Raw genomic sequence first — 19,255 nt, forward strand, 5'->3', positions numbered from 1 at the left:
TTCCCCATGTGAGAGTAGGACACCGCCAGGCTTTAAATCGAGAACCCCGAGCAAACGCTCGGGGTTTTTTTATGCCTAAAAAACCAAAAGCGTTATTGGTTATTCGTTATTGGTTATTCGAAAAAAAGAAAAGACCTCTTCGAACAACGATTAACGAATAACGAATAACGAATAGCGATTAACGAATTTTTCGTGCTTTCGACCACTTTACACATCTGCTAAACCTTATCCCTTTAATAATAATCAATAAAAACAATAACATGCAAAATAGGCACGATCATTGCATTAACTATTCTAAGTATAATTTTATGACGAGGTTAGTGTATGAAAAGCGATCGCAATTGGTTATGGATACTTATCGGTGTCGTGGCCTTTTTATTGTTTGCAGATGAAATATTCGCTGTACTCGGTGCTGTGCTTGGACTGATCTTTAGCGTGGGCTTTACCGGATTAGTCATTGTTGCAATGGCCGCTGTTGCCTTTGCTGTGGCCATTTTCGTTGGCTGCAGTGTGGGATTCGCGATAGCTGTGGCTCTGTTAACCTTAGCATTCGTTCTGTTTAGTTGGTTGTGGCCTTATTTATTAGTTGGACTGGTCATCTATTTACTGGTGCGTAAACGCCCTAAACCTGTGTAAAATAATATCTTCATTAATTGAGGAGACGATTATGCATTGGGTCAAAACGTCTACGTTACTTTTGGCTTTTATACCATTGCTTGCAAGTGCAGCTGAGGTCGAAATCTCAAATGCTTGGTTAAAAGAGTCAATTCCTGGTTCAGAGAACGGCGCAGGCTACTTTACGATAAGTAATACAGGTACTAAAACGATTACCGTCGTAGGTGCCAATACGGATGCCTCGCGTGCAGTTGAAGTGCACCAGCATACCTTGCGTGACGGTATGATGCAGATGCGGCGTGTGCCGGAATTGAATATTGAGCCGGGTAAAACCGTCGTGTTTCAGCCAGGTGGGTACCATCTTATGCTGTTTGGTGTAAAAAAAGCGTTTAAGCCAGGTGATCAAGTTGAATTTGCTCTTCATTTCAGTGATGGTGATAGTGTAAGCTTCGACGCCGAAGTAAAAACAATACGTTAGTAAGGACATCCGGAAATGAAAAAGATCGCCATTGCATTGATTGCACCAACGCTACTGCTAACAGGGGCTGCACAAGCAGATACTTTGTTAGGTATTTATGCTGGTGGACAAGTTTGGGACACTGAAGCTACGGGTAACTTTGGCTCTGGCTCAGGTAACCAGTCATTCGCATTCGCTGACGAAAAGCAGAAGAGCTTTTATGTCGCACTTGAGCACCCAATTCCTCTGGTACCGAACATCAAGATTCGTGAAAATGAATTGATGGCACAAGGTTCCGTTACGCTGACACAAGACTTCACGTACAACGGTGAAGGCTACACAGCTGGAACTACGCTCGGTAGTACGATTGATTTAAGCCATACCGATATCACGTTGTACTATGAGTTATTCGACAACGATTTGCTGTCGTTTGACTTCGGTATTACTGGCAAAAAAGTCGACGGCTTACTGGCTGTACGCGATGCACAAAGTGAAAACCGGGTAGAAAGTGATGGATGGATACCAACAGGTTATGCGCAACTTCGAGTGGGTATTCCGACGACTCCGTTAACCGTGTACGGTATTGCTAACGCAGTTAGCATTGATGACAGCAGCATTCGCGATGTGGAAGCAGGTATTGAGTATCGTCTTGTGGAAAACTTAGCCATCGATTTGAATCTGCAACTGGGCTACCGGGATGTAACCATTGAGCTAGACGATTTGGATAACATCGATTCAGATTTACAGTTCAAAGGGCCTTATTTAGGCTTAGAAATCCATTTCTAAGCGAAATAATAACTGTTAATAGTATGGCGTAACCGTGGCGGCTGTCAGACGATAGCCGACCACGGCTACATCGCCTTCAACCCGCTCGACGTGAATGGTACCTTCAACCCATACGGCGTCAAAAGTATCTTCATATTTCACACCTTCGGCAAAATCAACTAACACAATTTGATTCGGCGGTGGTGGTGGCACGTGCACGCATGCTCCGAAATAGGGGACTAGCAAAAATTGCGTGACCTTATCGGCGTCACCTTCAAGTTGCACCACATACCCTGGTATTTTAATTTTTTTCCCGTCTAAAGCCTCAACCATAGGCGCATCAAGTTCTGGCTGATTCGCTAACTCTGGATTCGCATCATAAAACGCCTGACTGCGCACTGGAGGCGGCTTGTACCCTTCAGGAACCAGCTCTTTCCAATGTGTGGTCACGTAGTCTTCAGCATGAACTGGCGTGAAGAGGCTAATAGATACTACGAGCAATGCGGTTAAAAACTTCATCATAAGCGTATTGTTAATCCATCGGCTAATGCGTTGCGATAGGCTCGCCACGCAGGAATGAAACTCAAGAGAATTGCGGCGGCAAGTATGGCGCCCACGAGACTCCATTCGGTAATCGTTAGTGGTGTCGCGCGTAATAGCAAACCGGTATGCAGCAACAGCCAATCGGCGCCAAAGTGCAGAACCGCAAATAACATAAGCACACCTATGCTAACGCCAGCTAAGGCAAGCATAAAGGCTTCACTGACCAGCAGGCCAAATAGGGTAAAAGGTCCGGCGCCAATAGAACGTAAGACTGCCATTTCCCGCCGGCGTTCCCGCAAGCTGGCAAGTAAAGCGGTTAACATGCCTAAAAGACCCGTAGCGACGACTAATATGGAAACTGTGAACAGTGCCTTCTCAAACAAACTCAACGTACGCCATAAGTCGGTTAAGGCTAGGCCCGGCATAATGGCACTAAGTGGTTCTTCGCGATAAGTATTTATCTGTCGTTGCATGCGTAACGCTAACGCACGGTTGTCGAGGCCAAGTAGAACCGCGCTAAGGGTATATACCGGCTGTTGCTCGGTGTCCGCGTGTTCATGGTCATGTGAATCATCATTATCGTCATGTATGAGTTCACCATGCACCAGTCCCAAGCCAGCCAGAGGAACATAAATAGCTTGGTCTACCGGTGTTCCAGTTCGTTGCAGAATGCCAGTTACTTGAAACGGATGTGCATCATGGTCGGAAAAGCTTATACCGCCGCTGCCGTGGGCAATGGTGAGCGCATCACCGACATTAAGTTGCATACGCTGCGCAACCTCTGCGCCCAATACGGCTTGGTCGTCGGCATGAAATGCGCGGCCTGAACCAAACTCCAGAGCAACCTCTGAGGCATACTTGAAGTGCCGGAAAAAGTCCTCGTTGGTGCCTACTACGGGGTAACCGGAGAAGCTATCACCCAGAGCCATGGGGATGTTCCAGGCAACGCCCGGTAGCTCTTTAATATGGGTATAGCTTTGCCACGTCATACTATTATTCAAGGCACCGATATGGAAAACGCTACTCAATAGGAGTTGTGTTGACCCTGTACGTGCGCCAACAATCAGATCAGTACCTGATATTGTGTTGGCAAAGTTGTCTTGCGTCTGCGTACGAACGCGTTCCACGCCGATTAATAGTAATGCACTTACTGCAATAGCTAAAATAGTGAGCCAAGCACTTGATTTGCGATTGGCTAAACTGGCAAAGGCAAGGCGAATCATAACCGACCACCACTGCCGGTATTAATATCGGCAAGTTCAATAGCACGGTCAAAATGGGGCGCTAAGCTGGCATCGTGCGTTACAAACAATAGTGTCGTGTTGTTTGCGCGACAGGCTTCAAATAATATCTGAATGAAGTTGTCTCGTTGGTCCGCATCAAGGGCTGATGTTGGTTCATCAGCAATGATCAATGCGGGGCTGCCAAACAAAGCACGCGCTGCAGCGACGCGTTGTTGCTGCCCCACACTTAACTGATGCGCCGGTCGTTCGGTGTCGCTATCGGTTAGGCCAAGCTGGAGCAGTAGCTTTCGTGCTTGCTGCTTATGTGATGGCTGTTGAGCGTTCAAACGTTGGCGCCGTGCTGGTGAAAACTGCTGTGCAAGAAGCACGTTCTGACAGGCGCTAAGATAAGGTAATAAGTTAAATTGCTGAAATATATAGCCAATTTCATTGGCTCGAAGCTTATCGCGTTGGCGCTGTGACATGGCACCAAGGTCGTGGTCAAGTACGAACACTTGCTGTGCTTTAGCTTTATGAATACCGGCGATAAGACTTAGCAGTGTCGACTTTCCCGAACCACTGGCACCGCGCAGTAAAACGCGCTCACCGCTGGAAATCAGCAGTTCGGGAATGCGCAACAGAGGTTGCGTGGCGCCTGGCCACTGAAACTCAAGCTGTTTGAGTTCAATACAGGCGCCGGGCATCACGCTTACTTCTGCTTCGCACGGTCAAATGAAGAGACGAGCTCGGCTTTGGCTGCATCAATGTCGCCCCAGCCTTCAACTTTAACCCACTTACCTTTTTCAAGTTCTTTATAGCGCTCAAAAAAGTGTGTGATTTGGGCCTTAAGTAACTCTGGTAAGTCATTCACGTTTTGAATGTGATCATATTCTTTCGTTAACTTGCTTACTGGCACAGCGATAACTTTAGCGTCTTCGCCAGATTCGTCAGTCATTTTAAGCACGCCAACTGGGCGGCATTTGATAACTGAGCCAGCTTGCAATGGGTACGGTGTTGGTACCAACACATCAACTGGGTCGCCATCAAGTGATAACGTTTCGTTTACGAAGCCGTAGTTACATGGATAAAACATAGGGGTAGACATAAAACGGTCAACCCATAAGGTACCGGTGTCTTTATCCACTTCATATTTGATTGGATCTGCGTTGGCAGGTATCTCAATGATTACGTTGACTTCTTCTGGCAAGTTTTTACCTGCGCTAACGTGACTTAAGCTCATGTGTATTCCTGTATGACAAAATATAAAAGAGATGTTCGTATTATACGGGCTTGCTATCCGATTGCGAACCCTTGAGATAGCTTAAACATGTTTCAACTTCATGTTTAGCGCCAAGAATTATGCCGACTCGCTGATGAATATCAGTGGGCTGAATATCCAAAATACGTTCTTCGCCGCTATGCGCAGCACCACCAGCTTGCTCGATTAACCAAGCCATTGGATTGCCTTCGTACATCAGACGCAGTTTGTAGGGTTTGTTCTCTGAGCGGGCATCCCATGGGTAAGCAAATAATCCGCCACGACAGAGAATGCGGTGAACATCTGCGACCATTGCAGCGACCCAGCGCATATTAAAGTTTTTCGTGCGTGGCCCACTCGTGCCAGCCAGTAGGTCATCAACGTAGAGTTGCATGCCTTCTTGCCAATGGCGGAAGTTCGACATATTGATGGCAAACTCCGAAGTTTCCTCTTCAATGGTGATGTCTTTCTTCGTCAGTAAGAACTCACCAACAGTTTGATCCAACGTGAACATGCGCAGCCCTTTACCGGTGGTAAAAGCCATCATAATCGAAGGACCATACAAAATATAACCCGCCGCGACTTGGTTGCGGCCTGGCTGTAAAAACATGTCGACGTCACCCGTATTATCTTCTGGTACGGGAAGAATCGAAAATATGGTGCCAACCATGCTATTGATGTCGATATTTGAACTGCCATCGAGAGGGTCGAATGCAACGAGGTATTTGCCGTTGTCATTACCGAGTACAATCCCTTCTTCTTCTTCGGAGGCGACCGCTCTCACATGCTGGCACTCCAGCAAAATTTCTTTGAGTAGCTGATTCGACAAAATGTCTAATTTCTTTTGCGTTTCACCCTGAATATTCTCAGAAAGTGTTGACCCCAAAACGCCGGCAAGCTCGCCTTGACCAACGCGAAATGAAATTTCTTTGGCGCATATCTGCAATGTATTGATGACGGAAATTAGAGCTTCGTCGACCTGGTCGTTACGTAAGGTCGGAATTAGGCGTTGCATGGAACCCTCGTGAAGTTGCTGGTTGTTCGAGAACCGTGTTTTAAACGCGGCTAAGTTTACCGCAAATTTAAGCAAATTGCCTGCCCAGATTGTCGCTGTGCCAAAAGCCCGTGATACACTATCGAAAACCCTGATTCATCGAGTAAAATCATGCACATTCACATTTTGGGCATTTGCGGCACCTTTATGGGCGGTATTGCAGCGCTCGCAAAGGAGCTGGGGCACCACGTAACTGGCAGCGATGCGCAGGTATACCCACCGATGAGTGATCAATTACGCCAGCTGGGCATTGAACTTGTTGAGGGCTACCAGCCGGAGCAGCTGAGCCCGCGGCCTGATTTAGTTATCATAGGCAACGCGCTAAGTCGCGGCAATCCCGCGGTTGAGGCTGTACTCAACCAGCGCATCCCCTATATATCAGGGCCGCAATGGCTGCACGATGCTTTGTTACAGCATAAATGGGTACTTGCGGTAGCAGGTACTCACGGTAAAACAACAACCTCCAGTATGTTGGCATGGTTGCTTGAATTTGCAGGTCTCAAACCCGGCTTTTTAGTGGGCGGTGTGCTGGCTAATTTTCAACAGTCGGCGCGCTTAGGCGAGAGCGATTTTTTTGTCATTGAAGCCGATGAATATGACACAGCCTTCTTCGATAAACGTTCCAAGTTTGTTCACTATTGTCCGAGCACGTTAGTTCTCAATAACCTTGAGTTTGACCACGCTGATATCTTCACTGATTTGGCCGCGATTCAACGCCAGTTTCATCACCTGGTGCGCGTGGTTCCGTCGTATGGGCGTATTTTCTATCCGAGCCATGAGCACAATTTAGCGCAAGTGCTTGAACAAGGCTGCTGGAGTGAGCAGATTCAGGTTGGAGAAGGCCAGGAATGGTTTGCCAAGCTGCAACGAGCAGATGGCAGCGTATTTGATGTTTACCATCATAGCGAGCTTGCAGGAACGGTCGAATGGTCTTTAATTGGTAATCACAACGTATACAACGCACTGATGGCTATTGCAGCTGCGCATCATGTTGGTGTGCCAGTCAATGTTAGTTGCGAGGCCTTCACGCACTATCAAAATACCAAGCGCCGCCTCGAGTTGCTGGGGCACGTAGCAGGTATATCCGTATACGACGACTTTGCACATCACCCAACAGCGATTGCAACCACCTTGCAGGGCATACGCGCAAAGGTTGGCAATGCACGTATAATCGCGGTGTTGGAGCCGCGTTCGAACACCATGAAACTGGGCACGATGGCTGACGCATTGGCTGATGCACTAAGCGCCGCTGATGAGATTTTCATGCTGCAACCAGAAACGGTACAATGGTCGGTTTCCGATAAAGTGCCACGGGCGCATGTCGGCGATACCACCGATGACTTATTGTCGCAGTTGCAACAGCACACGCAGGCAGGTGATCACGTCGTCATTATGAGTAACGGTGGTTTTGGTAACATCCATCAACGTTTTCTCGAAACATTGCAGCAACGCGGGTCTTAATTATTTCAGCTTGCGTAATCAAGGAGCAAGGCATGGCGCAATCTAGCGTGACTTTAGCAATAACCGGCGCATCCGGCGCACCTTATGCGGTTCGTTTGTTAGAATGTTTGCTCGCACAAAATCAGCAAGTGCATCTATTGATGTCCAGTGCAGCGCGTGTGGTTTTCGCCACTGAAATTGATTGGCAACTGCCTGCAGCACCAAAAGCTATGGCGAAGGCCATGCAAGAACGTTTTGGTGTGAGTGCCGAGCAACTGCACGTATATGGGAAAGAAGAGTGGTTTTCACCCGTGGCGTCGGGCTCCGCAGCGCCGAAGAAAATGGTGGTTTGTCCATGTTCCACGGGAACGCTGTCAGCGATTGCGCACGGCGCAAGTGATAACTTAATTGAGCGCGCTGCAGATGTGGTGATGAAAGAACGCGGGCAGTTAATTTTGCTGCCGCGGGAAATGCCACTGTCAGCAATTCATCTTGAGAATATGTACAAACTTGCCCAGCTGGGCGTGACAATTATGCCCGCAGCGCCGGGGTTTTATCATCAGCCCAAAAGTATTAATGACTTAGTCGACTTTGTGGTGGCCCGAATACTCGACCACTTAGGGCTAGAGCAAACACTTCAACCACGCTGGGGTTATGGCGAGGAGAACAAATAACACATGAAAGCACTGTCTATTCGTGGATTAAAGAAAACATACAAAGGCGGTCATGTTGCCTTAAAAGGGATTGATTTGGACGTTGAGGAAGGCGACTTCTTTGCGTTACTGGGGCCAAACGGCGCGGGCAAATCAACCACCATCGGTATTATTTCGTCGCTGGTGAACAAAACCGAAGGCAAAGTCAGCGTGTTTGGTTACGATCTCGACACGCAACTGGTCGACTTAAAGCGACAGATTGGCCTGGTGCCGCAAGAGTTTAATTTTAATCAGTTTGAAACCGTTCAACAAATTGTGATTAATCAAGCTGGTTACTACGGCGTGCCGCGTGAAGTTGCCAAAGAACGTTCAGAAAAATACTTAAAGCAATTAAGTTTGTGGGATAAACGTAATAACCCTGCGCGGATGCTGTCGGGTGGTATGAAACGTCGCTTAATGATTGCCCGGGCATTGTTACATGAGCCGAAACTATTGATTTTGGATGAGCCGACGGCTGGCGTTGATATTGAGTTACGTCGCAGTATGTGGGATTACCTTGAAGACATTAACAAGCAAGGCATCACCATTATTTTAACGACGCATTACTTAGAAGAAGCTGAGTCATTGTGCCGGAATATCGCGATTATCGACCAAGGTACAATCATCGAAAACACATCGATCAAGCGTTTACTCACCACCTTAAACATGGAAACGTTCGTGCTTGATTTGTCAGCAAAACATGACGCGTCGGTCACTGACACAATGACACTAGAAGGCTTTAAATGGCGTGCAGTCGATGACCATACAATAGAAGTTGATGTTGATAAAAACCAAGGTTTGAATCGGGTTTTTGAACAACTTAGTGCGCAACAAATAACGGTGTTATCGATGCGGAACAAAGCGAATCGTTTAGAAGAACTTTTTGTCAATCTGGTTGAGAAAGGTCGTAAACCAGCTGCGGCGGGGGCTTAATATGCAGTCATCAATAAGCTTTATTGCACTACAGACAATTTGGATAAAAGAGTGCACGCGTTTTTTGCGCATTTGGGTGCAAACGCTTGTGCCACCAGCTATTACTATGACCCTCTACTTTGTCATTTTCGGCAGCATAGTAGGTGAGCGTATCGGTGATATGGGCGGTAGACCCTACATGGAGTTCATTGTTCCCGGCTTGATTATGATGTCGGTTATTACCAATTCGTATTCCAACGTAGCGTCCTCATTTTTTAGCGCCAAGTTCCAGCGTAACATCGAAGAAATGCTAGTAGCACCCGTGTCACCAGCGGGAATTATAGGTGGCTATGTTGGTGGCGGTCTCGCGCGAGCGCTGATTGTTGCGGTTATCGTAACTTGCGTGTCGTTCTTGTTCGTACAAAACGTGACGATTCACAACGTTGCCATTTTGGTCGCAACAGTAATTCTCACCTCAACGCTGTTTTCGTTGGGTGGTTTGATCAACGCCGTTCACGCCAAAACTTTTGACGATATATCCATCGTACCAACCTTTGTGTTGACCCCTCTAACGTACTTGGGTGGCGTGTTTTTTAGTATTCAGTTATTGCCAGGAATTTGGCAGCACATTGCACAGGCGAATCCGGTTCTATACATGGTTAACGCATTCCGTTACGGGTTCCTGGGTGTGTCTGATGTGAACATTGCGGTGGCACTTGCGGTTATTATTGGTTTTAACGTGGTGCTGTTTATTACGGCCTATACGTTATTGAATCGTGGTGTAGGTATTCGTTCGTGAATCATGAATCAAAACCTGTAACAACGAATCAGCACGGCAACCATGACGATCTTGTATCGGTTGTGATGCGCCATTTACGTTCACCGTTTCGCAAGCCAATTCAAGCACATAATCGTGAAGCCTTTGAGCAAGTACAAAAACTGGTCGCCGATTGGCAAGGGCCAGTAATCTTAGACTCATGTTGTGGCGTTGGCGAAAGCACTGCGTGGATAGCTGAACAAAATCCATCCGCGCTCGTTATCGGCGTGGATAAGTCAGCACACCGACTTGGGCGGCATGTGCACTATCAAAATGCAGCAGCGGGACAGCGCTATATTTTGGTGCGTGCAGACCTCCATGATTTTTGGCGTCTTGCAGTGGAGGCGCACTGGCAATTGCATGAGCATTATATTTTGTATCCAAACCCTTGGCCAAAAGCCGCGCACCTTGGGCGCCGTTGGCACGGCAGCCCCGTGTGGCCTTATGTGTTAGGCTTAGGCGGTCAGTTGGTCATGCGGTCGAATTGGGTGACATACCTGACCGAAGTTGCCAGCAGTTTGGCACTGGTGAATTGCAGCGCTAACATTGCGCCGTTGCTGGCGCGTCACGAAGCCATCACGCCGTTTGAACGAAAATACCAGCGCAGTGCGCAGCAATTGTGGGAATTGCGCGTAGATCTGCCTGAAGATGGTCGATATTTTTCGGCAATCGAGGCAGAATAAGCAGATTCGCCGTTCAACCGTAATAAGGAACCTTGCTTGAGCGACAAAATATTTGCGGAAGTCAGTCAAGAAGCGCTGTTGAAGATATTTACTATCCCAGAAGCGCCTGACTCGACGCTTGGGAAAATCGAAAAGCATTTGTCAGAAAACCTTATGGGCTTTCTTGGCGAGCATATTGTTGCGCGCGAAAAACCGCTGCATGAAATTGAGCAAAATTTCAGTGTTAGCGAAATCCCTGAAGACCCGCAGTATGTTTCTGATCATACCGAATTCTTGCTCAATAACCTGGTTGCACACTCGGTTCATACGTCCTCACCACGCTTTATTGGTCACATGACTTCGGCATTGCCGTATTTCTTGCTGCCACTCGCGAAATTGATGGTAGGTTTAAACCAGAACCTGGTAAAAATAGAAACATCCAAGGCGTTTACGCCACTAGAGCGTAATGTTTTAGGTATGCTGCATCATTTGGTTTACCACCAAGATGCTGGTTTTTATCGGCGCTGGATGCACAGTGCACAGCATTCGCTCGGGGCTATGTGTTCTGGTGGCACAATCGCCAATATCACAGCGTTGTGGGTAGCCCGCAATTTAGCCTTGAAGCCAGACGGTAACTTTGCCGGTATCGCCGCAGAGGGGCTGGCAGCAGGCTTGGCGCACTATAACTACCAGCGTTTAACCATTATGGTTTCTGAGCGCGGCCATTATTCGCTCAGCAAAGCGGCCGATGTACTGGGCATTGGCCGGCGCAACTTAATTGCTGTACCAACCGATGATAACAATCGTATTCGTATTGATAAGCTACGCGAAGCTTGTAGCCAAGTGGCTCAGGACGGCGGTAAGGTTCTTGCAATTGTGGGTGTGGCTGGTACCACGGAAACTGGACATATCGACCCACTTAACGAACTTGCCGATGTGGCTGAAGAAGTGGGCGCACACTTTCATGTTGACGCGGCATGGGGCGGCGCTACCTTGCTATCAAACCGGCATCGCAGCCTGTTAAACGGGGTCGAGCGTGCAGATAGTGTCACCATTGATGCGCACAAACAGATGTATGTGCCAATGGGGGCCGGTATGGTGCTGTTTCGTGATCCAAGCATGGTGCGTGCCATCGAGCATCATGCGGAATATGTTATCCGTCACGGCTCAAAAGATTTAGGTGCGCACACCATGGAAGGCTCACGCCCAGGCATGGCGATGATGGTGTATTCAGCGCTGCATGTTATGGGGCGTCGAGGCTATGAACTTTTAATCGATCAAAGTATCGATAAGGCTCATAAGTTCGCCGACTTAATTGCCAAGCAAGATGACTTTGAACTGATTACTGAGCCGCAATTGTGTTTACTTACCTATCGCTTTGTTCCTGCGAAAGTGAAACCTTTGTTAAAGCAAGCTAATGCAGAGCAGATTCGTCGCATTATGCCGCATCTCAATGCATTGACACGCTTCATTCAAAAACGGCAGCGCGAGACTGGAAGGTCATTTGTCTCGCGGACAAAACTAACCCCAGCACAGTACCATCGGGAGCCAACCGTTGTTTTTCGTGTGGTGTTAGCGAATCCGCTGACCACGCTGGACATGCTCGAGGAAGTATTGCAAGAGCAGCGCGAGATTGCTGCACAGGCAATGAGCTTACGCGGAGCTTTGTATACAGAACTTAGAGAATTAGGTTTAGTACGCGACTTGAACGGGAATTAACGGTCGAACTGTAAATTGTCGATCAACCGTGTTTTCCCTAAAAACGCGGCGACCAGAATAACCAGTTCGTTGTCGTGCGCGGTGGCATCAGCGAGGTCACTGCGCCGGCGCAATTCTAAATAATCAAGCTTCAATCCGGCTGCTTCAATAGTATTCTTAGCGTGGTTCAATGCAGCGCTATCCGTACTACCCGACTTTATTTCACGCGAAAGCTGCTGCAGTGCCTGATAAATAACCGGAGCCACCTGCCGCTGTTGTGCACTCAGGTAGCCATTTCGTGAACTTAACGCTAAGCCATCGGATGCACGTTCCGTTGCCATACCAATAACTTCCACAGGCAAGCTAAGATCGCGCGTCATCAGTCGAATCACTTGTAACTGCTGATAATCCTTTTCGCCAAAAACAGCGCAGTCGGGTTGAACCATGTTAAACAGCTTTGCGACGATTGTAGCGACGCCACGGAAGTGGCCTGGTCGGCTGGCGCCACACAGGATGTCTGACACTCCCGGTACTTCGATAAAGGTTTGCTGTTGTAGCCCACGCGGGTAAACATCATCAACTGTAGGTGCAAATACAGCGGCTGTTCCGCGCTCAGCTAAGGCTAAACAGTCCGCTTCAAATGTACGCGGGTAGCTATCTAAATCCTCGTTAGCCCCGAATTGCATGGGGTTAACAAAAATACTAACCACCACGTGTTGTGCATGCTGCTTAGCAACATCAACGAGCTTAAGGTGCCCTTCATGCAAGTTACCCATGGTTGGAACCAACGCAACGGTACCCTTAACTTGGTTGCGCCAGGCACGCAATTCTTCCAGACTTTTTAATTGCTGCATGGGCGACTACTCGAAAGAATGCTCAGGCCCCGGAAACGAGCCTTCTTTTACTTGATCAATGTAGAGTTTGACGGCGCTTTCAAGATCGCCAGCTTCGGCCAGAAAGTTCTTCACAAACTTGGGTAGGTAGTCGCTATTAAGGCCGAACATGTCGTGCATAACCAAAATCTGACCGTCAGTGTGTCCGCCAGCGCCAATACCAATAACCGGAATGCTTAACTTTTCGCTGATCAGCTTACCAAGTTCAGTTGGAACACATTCCAGCACTAACATTTGTGCACCGGCTTGCTCTAATGCCATGGCTTGGCGCACAGTGTTTTCGGCCGCACTTTGTTCACGCCCTTGTACTTTATAACCGCCAAGCACATGAACTGACTGGGGCAACAATCCCAAATGCGCACACACTGGAACACTGCGTTCAACTAAACAGCGGATGGTTTCAAGTAACCAGTCACCGCCCTCAAGTTTCACCATGTTGGCGCCAGCACGCATTAATTTGGCCGCTTCAAGGCACGCGTCGTGTGGCGTTGCGTAGGACATAAAGGGCATGTCAGCTATCACAAAGGCGTCGGGAGCGCCGCGACGTACCGCTTCGGTATGATACGCAATGTGCTCAACCGTAACCGGTAAAGTCGTTGTCTGGCCCTGGATAACGTTACCAAGGGAGTCGCCAACCAGCATAAAGTCTATGCCTGCTTGTGCGAACAGCTTCGCAAATGAAGCATCATAGGCTGTTATCGAAACGATCTTGTCGCCCGCCGCCTTCATCTTGGTTAATTTAGAAATAGTCATGCCCGCCATGGCGAACTCCTTGTGGCAATCAGATAGCTCTGGATTGTATCAGGTAATTTTTTGCAGGTCATGATGTGCCATAGTGGCCTGCACCGACAACAGACTGCGACCATCCGGCAAAACAAGGTCAGAATTCAGCTCGGCCAGCGGCACCACGACGAAATCACGCTCGGTGAGACCCGGGTGCGGTATTGTCAGGCGCGGTAGACTAATGGTTTCATTGCCGTACAGCAGCAGATCAAGATCAAGTGTACGAGGCCCCCAGCGAAGACTTCTTTGGCGACCGAACTGCTGTTCAATCGCCTGAAGTAAATCGAGTACAGCTAAGGGTTCCAAGTCAGTTTCAGCACACACCACGGCATTTACATAATCGGGTTGTTCAGCTGGCCCCATGGGTTTACTGGCATATAATGAGCTGGCGCGAAGTCGTGCAAATTGACTCAAACCACTAAGTTCAAAAATAGCGGCTTTGAGTGTTTGCTCGGGGTTACCTAAGTTGGCACCAAGACCAATATAGACCGTAGCCATTAATCCGCCTGTTTTGGCGGTTTGGTGCGGCGTCTACGACCACCACGCCGACCCCGTCGTTTGGCGGCGGGTTTTCCATCTGGGCTATGCACAGGAGCCGGGGTAACGTCGCTATTTTCTTGCAGCTTGGTCCAGAACTGCGCACGCTGCTCCAACACCTTTTGTTCGATTGGCGCAGCGGTTTTTGCTCTGAGCAACAAAAAGTCATACGCAGCCCGAAACTTAGGGTGCGACAACAAGCTATGCACGCGTTTACCTTTGGCGCGTTCCATACGCTGTTGCAATTGCCAGATTTCACGGGCCGGCAAGCTGAAACGCTTCGGGATAGCAATAGTTTGTACTTGACGGCCAATCACATCAGCGGCAGCAATATTAAGCGCATCCACTGGCGGTAAACCACTCTCGACGCTTAACTGCTCCATGCGAGCCTGCAGTGGCCACCACAGTAACGCAGCAAAAAGATAAGCCGGGGTAATGTGCTGGTCGTTACGAATGCGGATGTCAGTGTCCAAAAACGTTTGTCGAATCAACTGGTACGGTGCCTCGTTTGGCGCCTTTAGGTAATTCTTTAACAACGGGAACAGTTGCTGAAATAAATGATACTCAACCATCATTTCAAAGTTCGCTAAGGCCTTGCCAGCAGTGAATAACTTCAGCACTTCTTCGAATAGCCGCGCGGCCGGAATGTTTTGCAGCAGCGGAGCGTGTTCAACAATCGGAGTTGCCACACTGCTATCAAGTCGCATGTTGAGCTTGGTGGCGAAACGCACCGCGCGAAGCATCCGCACGGGGTCTTCACGATAGCGTGTTGCTGGGTCGCCAATCATGCGCAGCAAACCCGCTTCAATATCTTTCACGCCGTCGGCAAAATCAATAATGCTGAAGTCAGCAATATTGTAGTAAAGCGCGTTGACCGTGAAGTCGCGGCGTTGTGCGTCCTCTTCAATGCTGCCATAAACATTATCGCGCACCAGCATGCCTTCAGCGTCTTGCTTACCTACTTTATCAGTGGACTCATCGTCGCTGGCGTCGTGATGCCCACGGAAAGTTGCCACTTCAATAATTTCTCGGCCAAACACCACATGCGCTAAACGGAATCGGCGACCTACAAGGCGACAGTTGCGAAATAGCTTTCGTACCTGCTCCGGAGTAGCATTGGTCGATACATCAAAGTCTTTCGGGTGCAGACCCAACAAGAGATCACGTACGCAACCACCAACTAGGTAGGCTTGATAACCCGAGTTATGGAGTCGATAAAGCACCTTCAGTGCTGCTTCTGAAATGTCCTTACGCGATATAGGATGTTGATCACGTGGAATAATTCGTGGTTTGGCAAGAATATTCTGCGGTAAGTTTGACGTGTCCGCAGTGCGCTTTAGTGCGCGTTCGGCCAAGGCTTTGATGCGTTTAATAATAAGGGGTTCTCCGGCTAATTTCGCAAACGGTTATATTGTATCCTGCTAGGCCCTTTCAGGGAAGTATCTCGCTCGCCATTGAGTCACCGCTGAAGCAACCAAATCTGCTGGTGTTAAGTCTTTATCGGGCCGCAACCCGAGAAATTGCATGGCTGCACACAATTGTGCGATCACCGAATCTTTCTCGAGCGCTGGCGCGTGGTTTTGTTTACTCAGTTTGTTGCCATGCTCATCAAGAGCGAGCGGTACATGCTTAAACTGTGGGGATCGCTCAGTAAAGTAGCGCCAGAGGTTGAGTTGCCAACTACTGGCGGTAAGTAAATCTTCGCCGCGAACAATATCGGTGATGCCTTGTTCAATGTCATCAATCACGACCGCGAGTTGATAGGTAAACAGGCCATCGCGGCGAAATAAAACAAAGTCCTCGGCCGCAAAGTCACGCTCAATGTCAACGTGGCCCCGTAAACCATCGTTAAAGGAAAGTACTGGGTAATCGTTTCGAAAACGGACTGCAGTATTGCCAGCGGTCAAATTTTTATCGCGGCAAATTCCCGTGTAAAACGGGCCAAGCGCTTTAATCTGTTTGCGCGAACATTCGCAGCGGTAAGTTAACTGTTGGTCAGTAAGGTGCTGTAGTGCGGCTTGATAAACGTCGGTGCGCCTACTTTGGTACCAAACGTCACCGTCCCAGTGCAGTTCATGCTGTTTAAGCTGTTCAAGAATGATTGCATCAGCCCCAGACACAGCGCGAGGTTCGTCAATATCTTCAATGCGAACGAACCAGCGGCCACCGCAGGCGCGGGCATCGAGGTAGCTTGCGAGTGCTGCAAGTAAAGAGCCAAAATGAAGTGGCCCCGACGGAGTCGGGGCAAAACGACCACAATAACCAGAGGTGGCTACCATGTTAGGCGCCAGTCATTTGTTTCTCTTTGATTTCCGCCAGTGTTTTACAATCAACACATAAGTCAGCGGTTGGGCGCGCTTCCAGTCGGCGGATGCCAATTTCAATGCCACACTGATCACAGAAACCGAAATCGTCAGCTTCAATTTTTTGCAGTGTTTTCTCAATTTTCTTGATGAGCTTACGTTCCCGATCGCGGGTGCGCAATTCAAGACTGAACTCTTCTTCTTGAGCGGCACGATCTACTGGATCTGGAAAGTTTGCTGCTTCGTCTTTCATGTGGTGCACGGTGCGGTCAACTTCTTCACGCAACTGCGCACGCCAAACTTCGAGAATTTTACGAAAATGCGCACGCTGCGCCTCATTCATGTATTCTTCGCTAGAGCCTTGCTCGTAAGGCTCCAAGCCAGCTTGCGCCAGAATGCCATGGGCTTTTTTCGGCGTTCCTTGAGGCATTATGGATCTCCTGTATGAGACGTTGTTATTAAAAAGGTCGGTACATATACCAGAAAGCGATGGGGTGCGCAATTTTATTTGTCAAATAACATTGCGTGTTGACCCACCCAAATTATTCATTCATTGGAAGCAACCCCGTCGGTGTAATTCCGTGCTCTGAAATGTCGCAGCTTAGCGCATAAAACTCAACTCCAAATGCTTTGGCCTGTGCAGCCATGGCGGCATATTTTTCATCCAAATGACCTGCCGCTTGCACATCGTTGATACCGTCATGCATGACAATATAAAGAACAACGGCGCGGTGCCCGTCAACTTTCATATCTTGCAGGCTACGTAAATGCTCAACCGCACGTTTGCTTACCGTATCAGGAAAAAAACCGTGCGTACCTTCGGCCAGAGTGACACTTTTAACTTCTATAAATACAGTTTGTCCAGCCGCATCTTCGGCACACCAATCTATGCGGCGGTTATCGTAGCCATACTTGCGTTCTGCCACCAAATTAGCAAGATCGCTCAGGGCAGGAACGATGTTATGTTCAAGCGCCTCGCCAGCCAGCTGGTTGGCTCGATGGGTATTCACGCAGATCATATGGCCGTTATTGGTTTGCGCTAATTCCCATGTGTAACGGTATTTACGCTTGGGATTATTTGAGTCGCTCATCCATATTTTCATACCTGGCTCAGCACACCCCGTCATGGCGCCTGTATTTGGGCAATGAATGGTGATGACCTCGCCGTTAACTAATTGAACATCAGCTAAAAACCGTTTGTACCGTTTTAATAACACTGCTTGTCGCAAAGGGTTGAGAAACTTCATTGTAAGCCCCACCTAGCTCGGATACGATAGAGAAATATAAAGCTGAAAACATACTGGGAGCATATTCGCATGTCTAGCACTGTATCTGTATTTGTCTCGACGAATAAAACCGAGCAACCCGCTTGGAAAGCAAGCGCGGCGGCGGTTATGGGTGACCAAGGCGCGACAATTTTCATTGGTGACAATGAAGCTGATAATCTCCGCAAAATCCAAAAAGCTGGCCGGCAACTCGATAATTTAGGCATCAACGCCGCAAAATTAATGGGTGACAACTGGGATGTCGAGCGTCAATGGGCGTTTTCGAACGGTTTTACAGATACTTTAACTAAGAACCAAATTGAGTGGGCGGGCGATGCCGAAACCCTCCAGCAGATGCGCGATACAGCTGCCTGGGTGCGTAAATTAATTAACTTACCGCCGAATGAAATCTACCCAGAATCGCTGGCGCAAATGGTTAGCGAGAAATTAACGGCCGTTGCCCCGAATGCCATATCAGTCCGATCAATCGTAGGTGACGATTTGATTCAAGACGGGCGCATGGGAATTCATACGGTGGGCCGTGCAAGTGAGCGTCCGCCGCTCATGTTAGTGGTTGACTACAACCCAAGCAATAATAAGGACGCCGAGGTCGAGGCCGTTCTGATCGGTAAGGGCATTACCTTTGATAGTGGTGGTTACAGCATCAAATCCAGTGAAGGAATGCTGGCCATGAAATGTGATATGGGGGGTGCTGCCACCGTGGCAGGAGCTCTGGTTCATGCCATTCATCAAGGGCTCAACAAACGCGTACAGTTGGTGTTGTGTTGTGCTGAAAATTTGATTGACGGCAGTGCGTATAAGCTTGGCGATATCATTACCTATAAAGACCAGCAAACCGTTGAAATCGTCAATACTGATGCTGAAGGGCGATTGGTTCTTGCCGATGGGCTGCTCTATGCGGGTGAAGTAAATGCGAAGCTTATCATCGATGCAGCAACCTTAACTGGCGCTGCTCAAGTGGCAGTTGGTACCGATTACAACGCACTCTTTAGTGTTGACGATAAACTGGCGCAGGAAACGTTAACAATAGCTGAACAGCAACGCGAATTGTTGTGGCGTCTGCCATTGAACCCGTGGCATAAAGATAACTGCCCGTCAGCGTTCGCGGACACCGCAAATAGCCGACCACAAAAAGGTGGCGGGTCAGGTGGTGCGAGCAATGCAGCTGGATTTTTATTGCGGTTTGCGCCAAACAATGGCGCTGGTTGGCTGCACTTTGACATTGCTGGCGCTTATCACGGCAGTGCCAATGGCTTGTGGCCAACAGGTGCAACAGCCTTAGGTTTCCGTACTATCGCGGCTACCTTGTTGAAGTAA

22 protein-coding genes are annotated in these 19,255 nt (G+C 48.6%); 10 read left to right on the forward strand and 12 right to left on the reverse strand.

Features of this window, described 5'->3' with window-relative positions; translation table 11 throughout:
- Positions 1–324: 324 nt before the first annotated feature.
- Genes ACN0UN_RS09495 through ACN0UN_RS09505 form a run of 3 tightly spaced genes read left to right on the forward strand, consistent with a single transcriptional unit; the run spans position 325 to position 1,858 of the window.
- Positions 325–636: a hypothetical protein gene (locus ACN0UN_RS09495; protein WP_417659762.1), complete on the forward strand. Its 312-nt coding sequence runs from the start codon at positions 325–327 to the stop codon at positions 634–636.
- A gap of 31 nt (positions 637–667) precedes the next feature.
- Positions 668–1,093, forward strand: a complete 426-nt coding sequence (locus tag ACN0UN_RS09500; RefSeq protein ID WP_417659763.1) for a copper chaperone PCu(A)C — start codon at positions 668–670, stop codon at positions 1,091–1,093.
- A 15-nt stretch (positions 1,094–1,108) separates the two neighbouring features.
- Positions 1,109–1,858: a TIGR04219 family outer membrane beta-barrel protein gene (locus ACN0UN_RS09505; protein WP_417659764.1), complete on the forward strand. Its 750-nt coding sequence runs from the start codon at positions 1,109–1,111 to the stop codon at positions 1,856–1,858.
- Between the two features lie 15 nt (positions 1,859–1,873).
- On the opposite strand, the gene ACN0UN_RS09510 is transcribed toward ACN0UN_RS09505, so the two are convergent.
- The 5 genes from ACN0UN_RS09510 to ACN0UN_RS09530 are packed head-to-tail and all read right to left on the reverse strand — an operon-like array spanning position 1,874 to position 5,876.
- Positions 1,874–2,359 carry a DUF3299 domain-containing protein gene (locus ACN0UN_RS09510; RefSeq protein ID WP_417659765.1) on the reverse strand — a complete coding sequence of 162 codons (486 nt, stop codon included), beginning with the start codon at positions 2,357–2,359 and terminating at the stop codon, positions 1,874–1,876.
- Positions 2,356–3,603 carry an ABC transporter permease gene (locus ACN0UN_RS09515; protein ID WP_417659766.1) on the reverse strand — a complete coding sequence of 416 codons (1,248 nt, stop codon included), beginning with the start codon at positions 3,601–3,603 and terminating at the stop codon, positions 2,356–2,358. Before ACN0UN_RS09515 ends, ACN0UN_RS09510 begins: the two co-directional genes overlap by 4 nt.
- Positions 3,600–4,307 (reverse strand): ABC transporter ATP-binding protein, encoded by a 708-nt coding sequence (locus ACN0UN_RS09520; protein WP_417659767.1) that lies wholly within the window; start codon positions 4,305–4,307, stop codon positions 3,600–3,602. The genes ACN0UN_RS09515 and ACN0UN_RS09520 overlap by 4 nt, the downstream gene beginning before the upstream one ends.
- A 5-nt stretch (positions 4,308–4,312) precedes the next feature.
- Positions 4,313–4,843: an inorganic diphosphatase gene (gene ppa / locus ACN0UN_RS09525; RefSeq protein WP_417659768.1), complete on the reverse strand. Its 531-nt coding sequence runs from the start codon at positions 4,841–4,843 to the stop codon at positions 4,313–4,315.
- Positions 4,844–4,883: 40 nt separating this feature from the next.
- Positions 4,884–5,876 (reverse strand): class 1 fructose-bisphosphatase, encoded by a 993-nt coding sequence (locus ACN0UN_RS09530; RefSeq protein ID WP_417659769.1) that lies wholly within the window; start codon positions 5,874–5,876, stop codon positions 4,884–4,886.
- 150 nt (positions 5,877–6,026) lie between these two features.
- On the opposite strand from ACN0UN_RS09530, the gene mpl reads away from it, so the two are divergent.
- From mpl to panP, 6 genes are read left to right on the forward strand one after another with little or no spacing between them, the layout of a single operon-like run.
- Positions 6,027–7,376: a UDP-N-acetylmuramate:L-alanyl-gamma-D-glutamyl-meso-diaminopimelate ligase gene (mpl, locus tag ACN0UN_RS09535; protein ID WP_417659770.1), complete on the forward strand. Its 1,350-nt coding sequence runs from the start codon at positions 6,027–6,029 to the stop codon at positions 7,374–7,376.
- 32 nt (positions 7,377–7,408) lie between these two features.
- Positions 7,409–8,029: a flavin prenyltransferase UbiX gene (locus ACN0UN_RS09540; protein WP_417659771.1), complete on the forward strand. Its 621-nt coding sequence runs from the start codon at positions 7,409–7,411 to the stop codon at positions 8,027–8,029.
- A gap of 3 nt (positions 8,030–8,032) precedes the next feature.
- On the forward strand, positions 8,033–8,980 hold the full coding sequence (locus ACN0UN_RS09545; protein WP_417659772.1) for an ABC transporter ATP-binding protein: 948 nt from the start codon (positions 8,033–8,035) through the stop codon (positions 8,978–8,980).
- 1 nt (position 8,981) lies between these two features.
- Positions 8,982–9,758: an ABC transporter permease gene (locus ACN0UN_RS09550; protein WP_417659773.1), complete on the forward strand. Its 777-nt coding sequence runs from the start codon at positions 8,982–8,984 to the stop codon at positions 9,756–9,758.
- On the forward strand, positions 9,755–10,459 hold the full coding sequence (gene trmB, locus ACN0UN_RS09555) for a tRNA (guanine(46)-N(7))-methyltransferase TrmB (RefSeq protein ID WP_417659774.1): 705 nt from the start codon (positions 9,755–9,757) through the stop codon (positions 10,457–10,459). The genes ACN0UN_RS09550 and trmB overlap by 4 nt, the downstream gene beginning before the upstream one ends.
- Positions 10,460–10,495: 36 nt before the next feature.
- Positions 10,496–12,157 (forward strand): pyridoxal-dependent aspartate 1-decarboxylase PanP, encoded by a 1,662-nt coding sequence (gene panP / locus ACN0UN_RS09560; RefSeq protein ID WP_417659775.1) that lies wholly within the window; start codon positions 10,496–10,498, stop codon positions 12,155–12,157.
- On the opposite strand, the gene panC is transcribed toward panP, so the two are convergent.
- The 7 genes from panC to sfsA form a co-directional block, all read right to left on the reverse strand.
- Positions 12,154–12,990, reverse strand: coding sequence for a pantoate--beta-alanine ligase (panC, locus tag ACN0UN_RS09565; RefSeq protein WP_417659776.1), 837 nt, complete (start codon positions 12,988–12,990; stop codon positions 12,154–12,156). The two genes, panP and panC, sit on opposite strands and share 4 nt — an antisense overlap.
- Before the next feature lie 6 nt (positions 12,991–12,996).
- Positions 12,997–13,791 (reverse strand): 3-methyl-2-oxobutanoate hydroxymethyltransferase, encoded by a 795-nt coding sequence (gene panB, locus ACN0UN_RS09570; RefSeq protein ID WP_417659777.1) that lies wholly within the window; start codon positions 13,789–13,791, stop codon positions 12,997–12,999.
- Positions 13,792–13,830: 39 nt separating this feature from the next.
- Positions 13,831–14,310, reverse strand: a complete 480-nt coding sequence (gene folK / locus ACN0UN_RS09575; protein ID WP_417659778.1) for a 2-amino-4-hydroxy-6-hydroxymethyldihydropteridine diphosphokinase — start codon at positions 14,308–14,310, stop codon at positions 13,831–13,833.
- Positions 14,310–15,704: a polynucleotide adenylyltransferase PcnB gene (gene pcnB, locus ACN0UN_RS09580; protein WP_417659779.1), complete on the reverse strand. Its 1,395-nt coding sequence runs from the start codon at positions 15,702–15,704 to the stop codon at positions 14,310–14,312. Before pcnB ends, folK begins: the two co-directional genes overlap by 1 nt.
- Positions 15,705–15,770: 66 nt before the next feature.
- A complete protein-coding gene (gene gluQRS, locus ACN0UN_RS09585) occupies positions 15,771–16,628 on the reverse strand; it encodes a tRNA glutamyl-Q(34) synthetase GluQRS (RefSeq protein WP_417659780.1) in 858 nt (285 codons plus the stop codon).
- A 1-nt stretch (position 16,629) separates the two neighbouring features.
- Positions 16,630–17,082 (reverse strand): RNA polymerase-binding protein DksA, encoded by a 453-nt coding sequence (gene dksA, locus ACN0UN_RS09590; RefSeq protein WP_339879542.1) that lies wholly within the window; start codon positions 17,080–17,082, stop codon positions 16,630–16,632.
- 112 nt (positions 17,083–17,194) lie between these two features.
- The gene (gene sfsA / locus ACN0UN_RS09595) at positions 17,195–17,899 is read right to left on the reverse strand and encodes a DNA/RNA nuclease SfsA (RefSeq protein WP_417659781.1); all 705 of its coding nucleotides are present in this window, start codon (positions 17,897–17,899) and stop codon (positions 17,195–17,197) included.
- A 69-nt stretch (positions 17,900–17,968) separates the two neighbouring features.
- Between sfsA and pepB the strand changes: the two genes are divergently transcribed.
- On the forward strand, positions 17,969–19,255 hold the full coding sequence (gene pepB, locus ACN0UN_RS09600) for an aminopeptidase PepB (protein ID WP_417659782.1): 1,287 nt from the start codon (positions 17,969–17,971) through the stop codon (positions 19,253–19,255).

It is taken from the genome of Pseudidiomarina sp., from assembly GCF_048267825.1.
In the GTDB taxonomy this organism is placed as follows: Bacteria; Pseudomonadota; Gammaproteobacteria; order Enterobacterales; family Alteromonadaceae; genus Pseudidiomarina.

Coding starts and splice junctions, on each gene's coding strand:
- ACN0UN_RS09495 (WP_417659762.1), top strand. CDS start 325: ATGAAAAGCGATCGCAATTGGTTATGGATACTTATCGGTGTCGTGGCC.
- ACN0UN_RS09500 (WP_417659763.1), top strand. CDS start 668: ATGCATTGGGTCAAAACGTCTACGTTACTTTTGGCTTTTATACCATTG.
- ACN0UN_RS09505 (WP_417659764.1), top strand. CDS start 1,109: ATGAAAAAGATCGCCATTGCATTGATTGCACCAACGCTACTGCTAACA.
- ACN0UN_RS09510 (WP_417659765.1), bottom strand. CDS start 2,359: ATGATGAAGTTTTTAACCGCATTGCTCGTAGTATCTATTAGCCTCTTC.
- ACN0UN_RS09515 (WP_417659766.1), bottom strand. CDS start 3,603: ATGATTCGCCTTGCCTTTGCCAGTTTAGCCAATCGCAAATCAAGTGCT.
- ACN0UN_RS09520 (WP_417659767.1), bottom strand. CDS start 4,307: ATGCCCGGCGCCTGTATTGAACTCAAACAGCTTGAGTTTCAGTGGCCA.
- ppa (WP_417659768.1), bottom strand. CDS start 4,843: ATGAGCTTAAGTCACGTTAGCGCAGGTAAAAACTTGCCAGAAGAAGTC.
- ACN0UN_RS09530 (WP_417659769.1), bottom strand. CDS start 5,876: ATGCAACGCCTAATTCCGACCTTACGTAACGACCAGGTCGACGAAGCT.
- mpl (WP_417659770.1), top strand. CDS start 6,027: ATGCACATTCACATTTTGGGCATTTGCGGCACCTTTATGGGCGGTATT.
- ACN0UN_RS09540 (WP_417659771.1), top strand. CDS start 7,409: ATGGCGCAATCTAGCGTGACTTTAGCAATAACCGGCGCATCCGGCGCA.
- ACN0UN_RS09545 (WP_417659772.1), top strand. CDS start 8,033: ATGAAAGCACTGTCTATTCGTGGATTAAAGAAAACATACAAAGGCGGT.
- ACN0UN_RS09550 (WP_417659773.1), top strand. CDS start 8,982: ATGCAGTCATCAATAAGCTTTATTGCACTACAGACAATTTGGATAAAA.
- panC (WP_417659776.1), bottom strand. CDS start 12,990: ATGCAGCAATTAAAAAGTCTGGAAGAATTGCGTGCCTGGCGCAACCAA.
- panB (WP_417659777.1), bottom strand. CDS start 13,791: ATGGCGGGCATGACTATTTCTAAATTAACCAAGATGAAGGCGGCGGGC.
- folK (WP_417659778.1), bottom strand. CDS start 14,310: ATGGCTACGGTCTATATTGGTCTTGGTGCCAACTTAGGTAACCCCGAG.
- gluQRS (WP_417659780.1), bottom strand. CDS start 16,628: ATGGTAGCCACCTCTGGTTATTGTGGTCGTTTTGCCCCGACTCCGTCG.
- dksA (WP_339879542.1), bottom strand. CDS start 17,082: ATGCCTCAAGGAACGCCGAAAAAAGCCCATGGCATTCTGGCGCAAGCT.
- sfsA (WP_417659781.1), bottom strand. CDS start 17,899: ATGAAGTTTCTCAACCCTTTGCGACAAGCAGTGTTATTAAAACGGTAC.
- pepB (WP_417659782.1), top strand. CDS start 17,969: ATGTCTAGCACTGTATCTGTATTTGTCTCGACGAATAAAACCGAGCAA.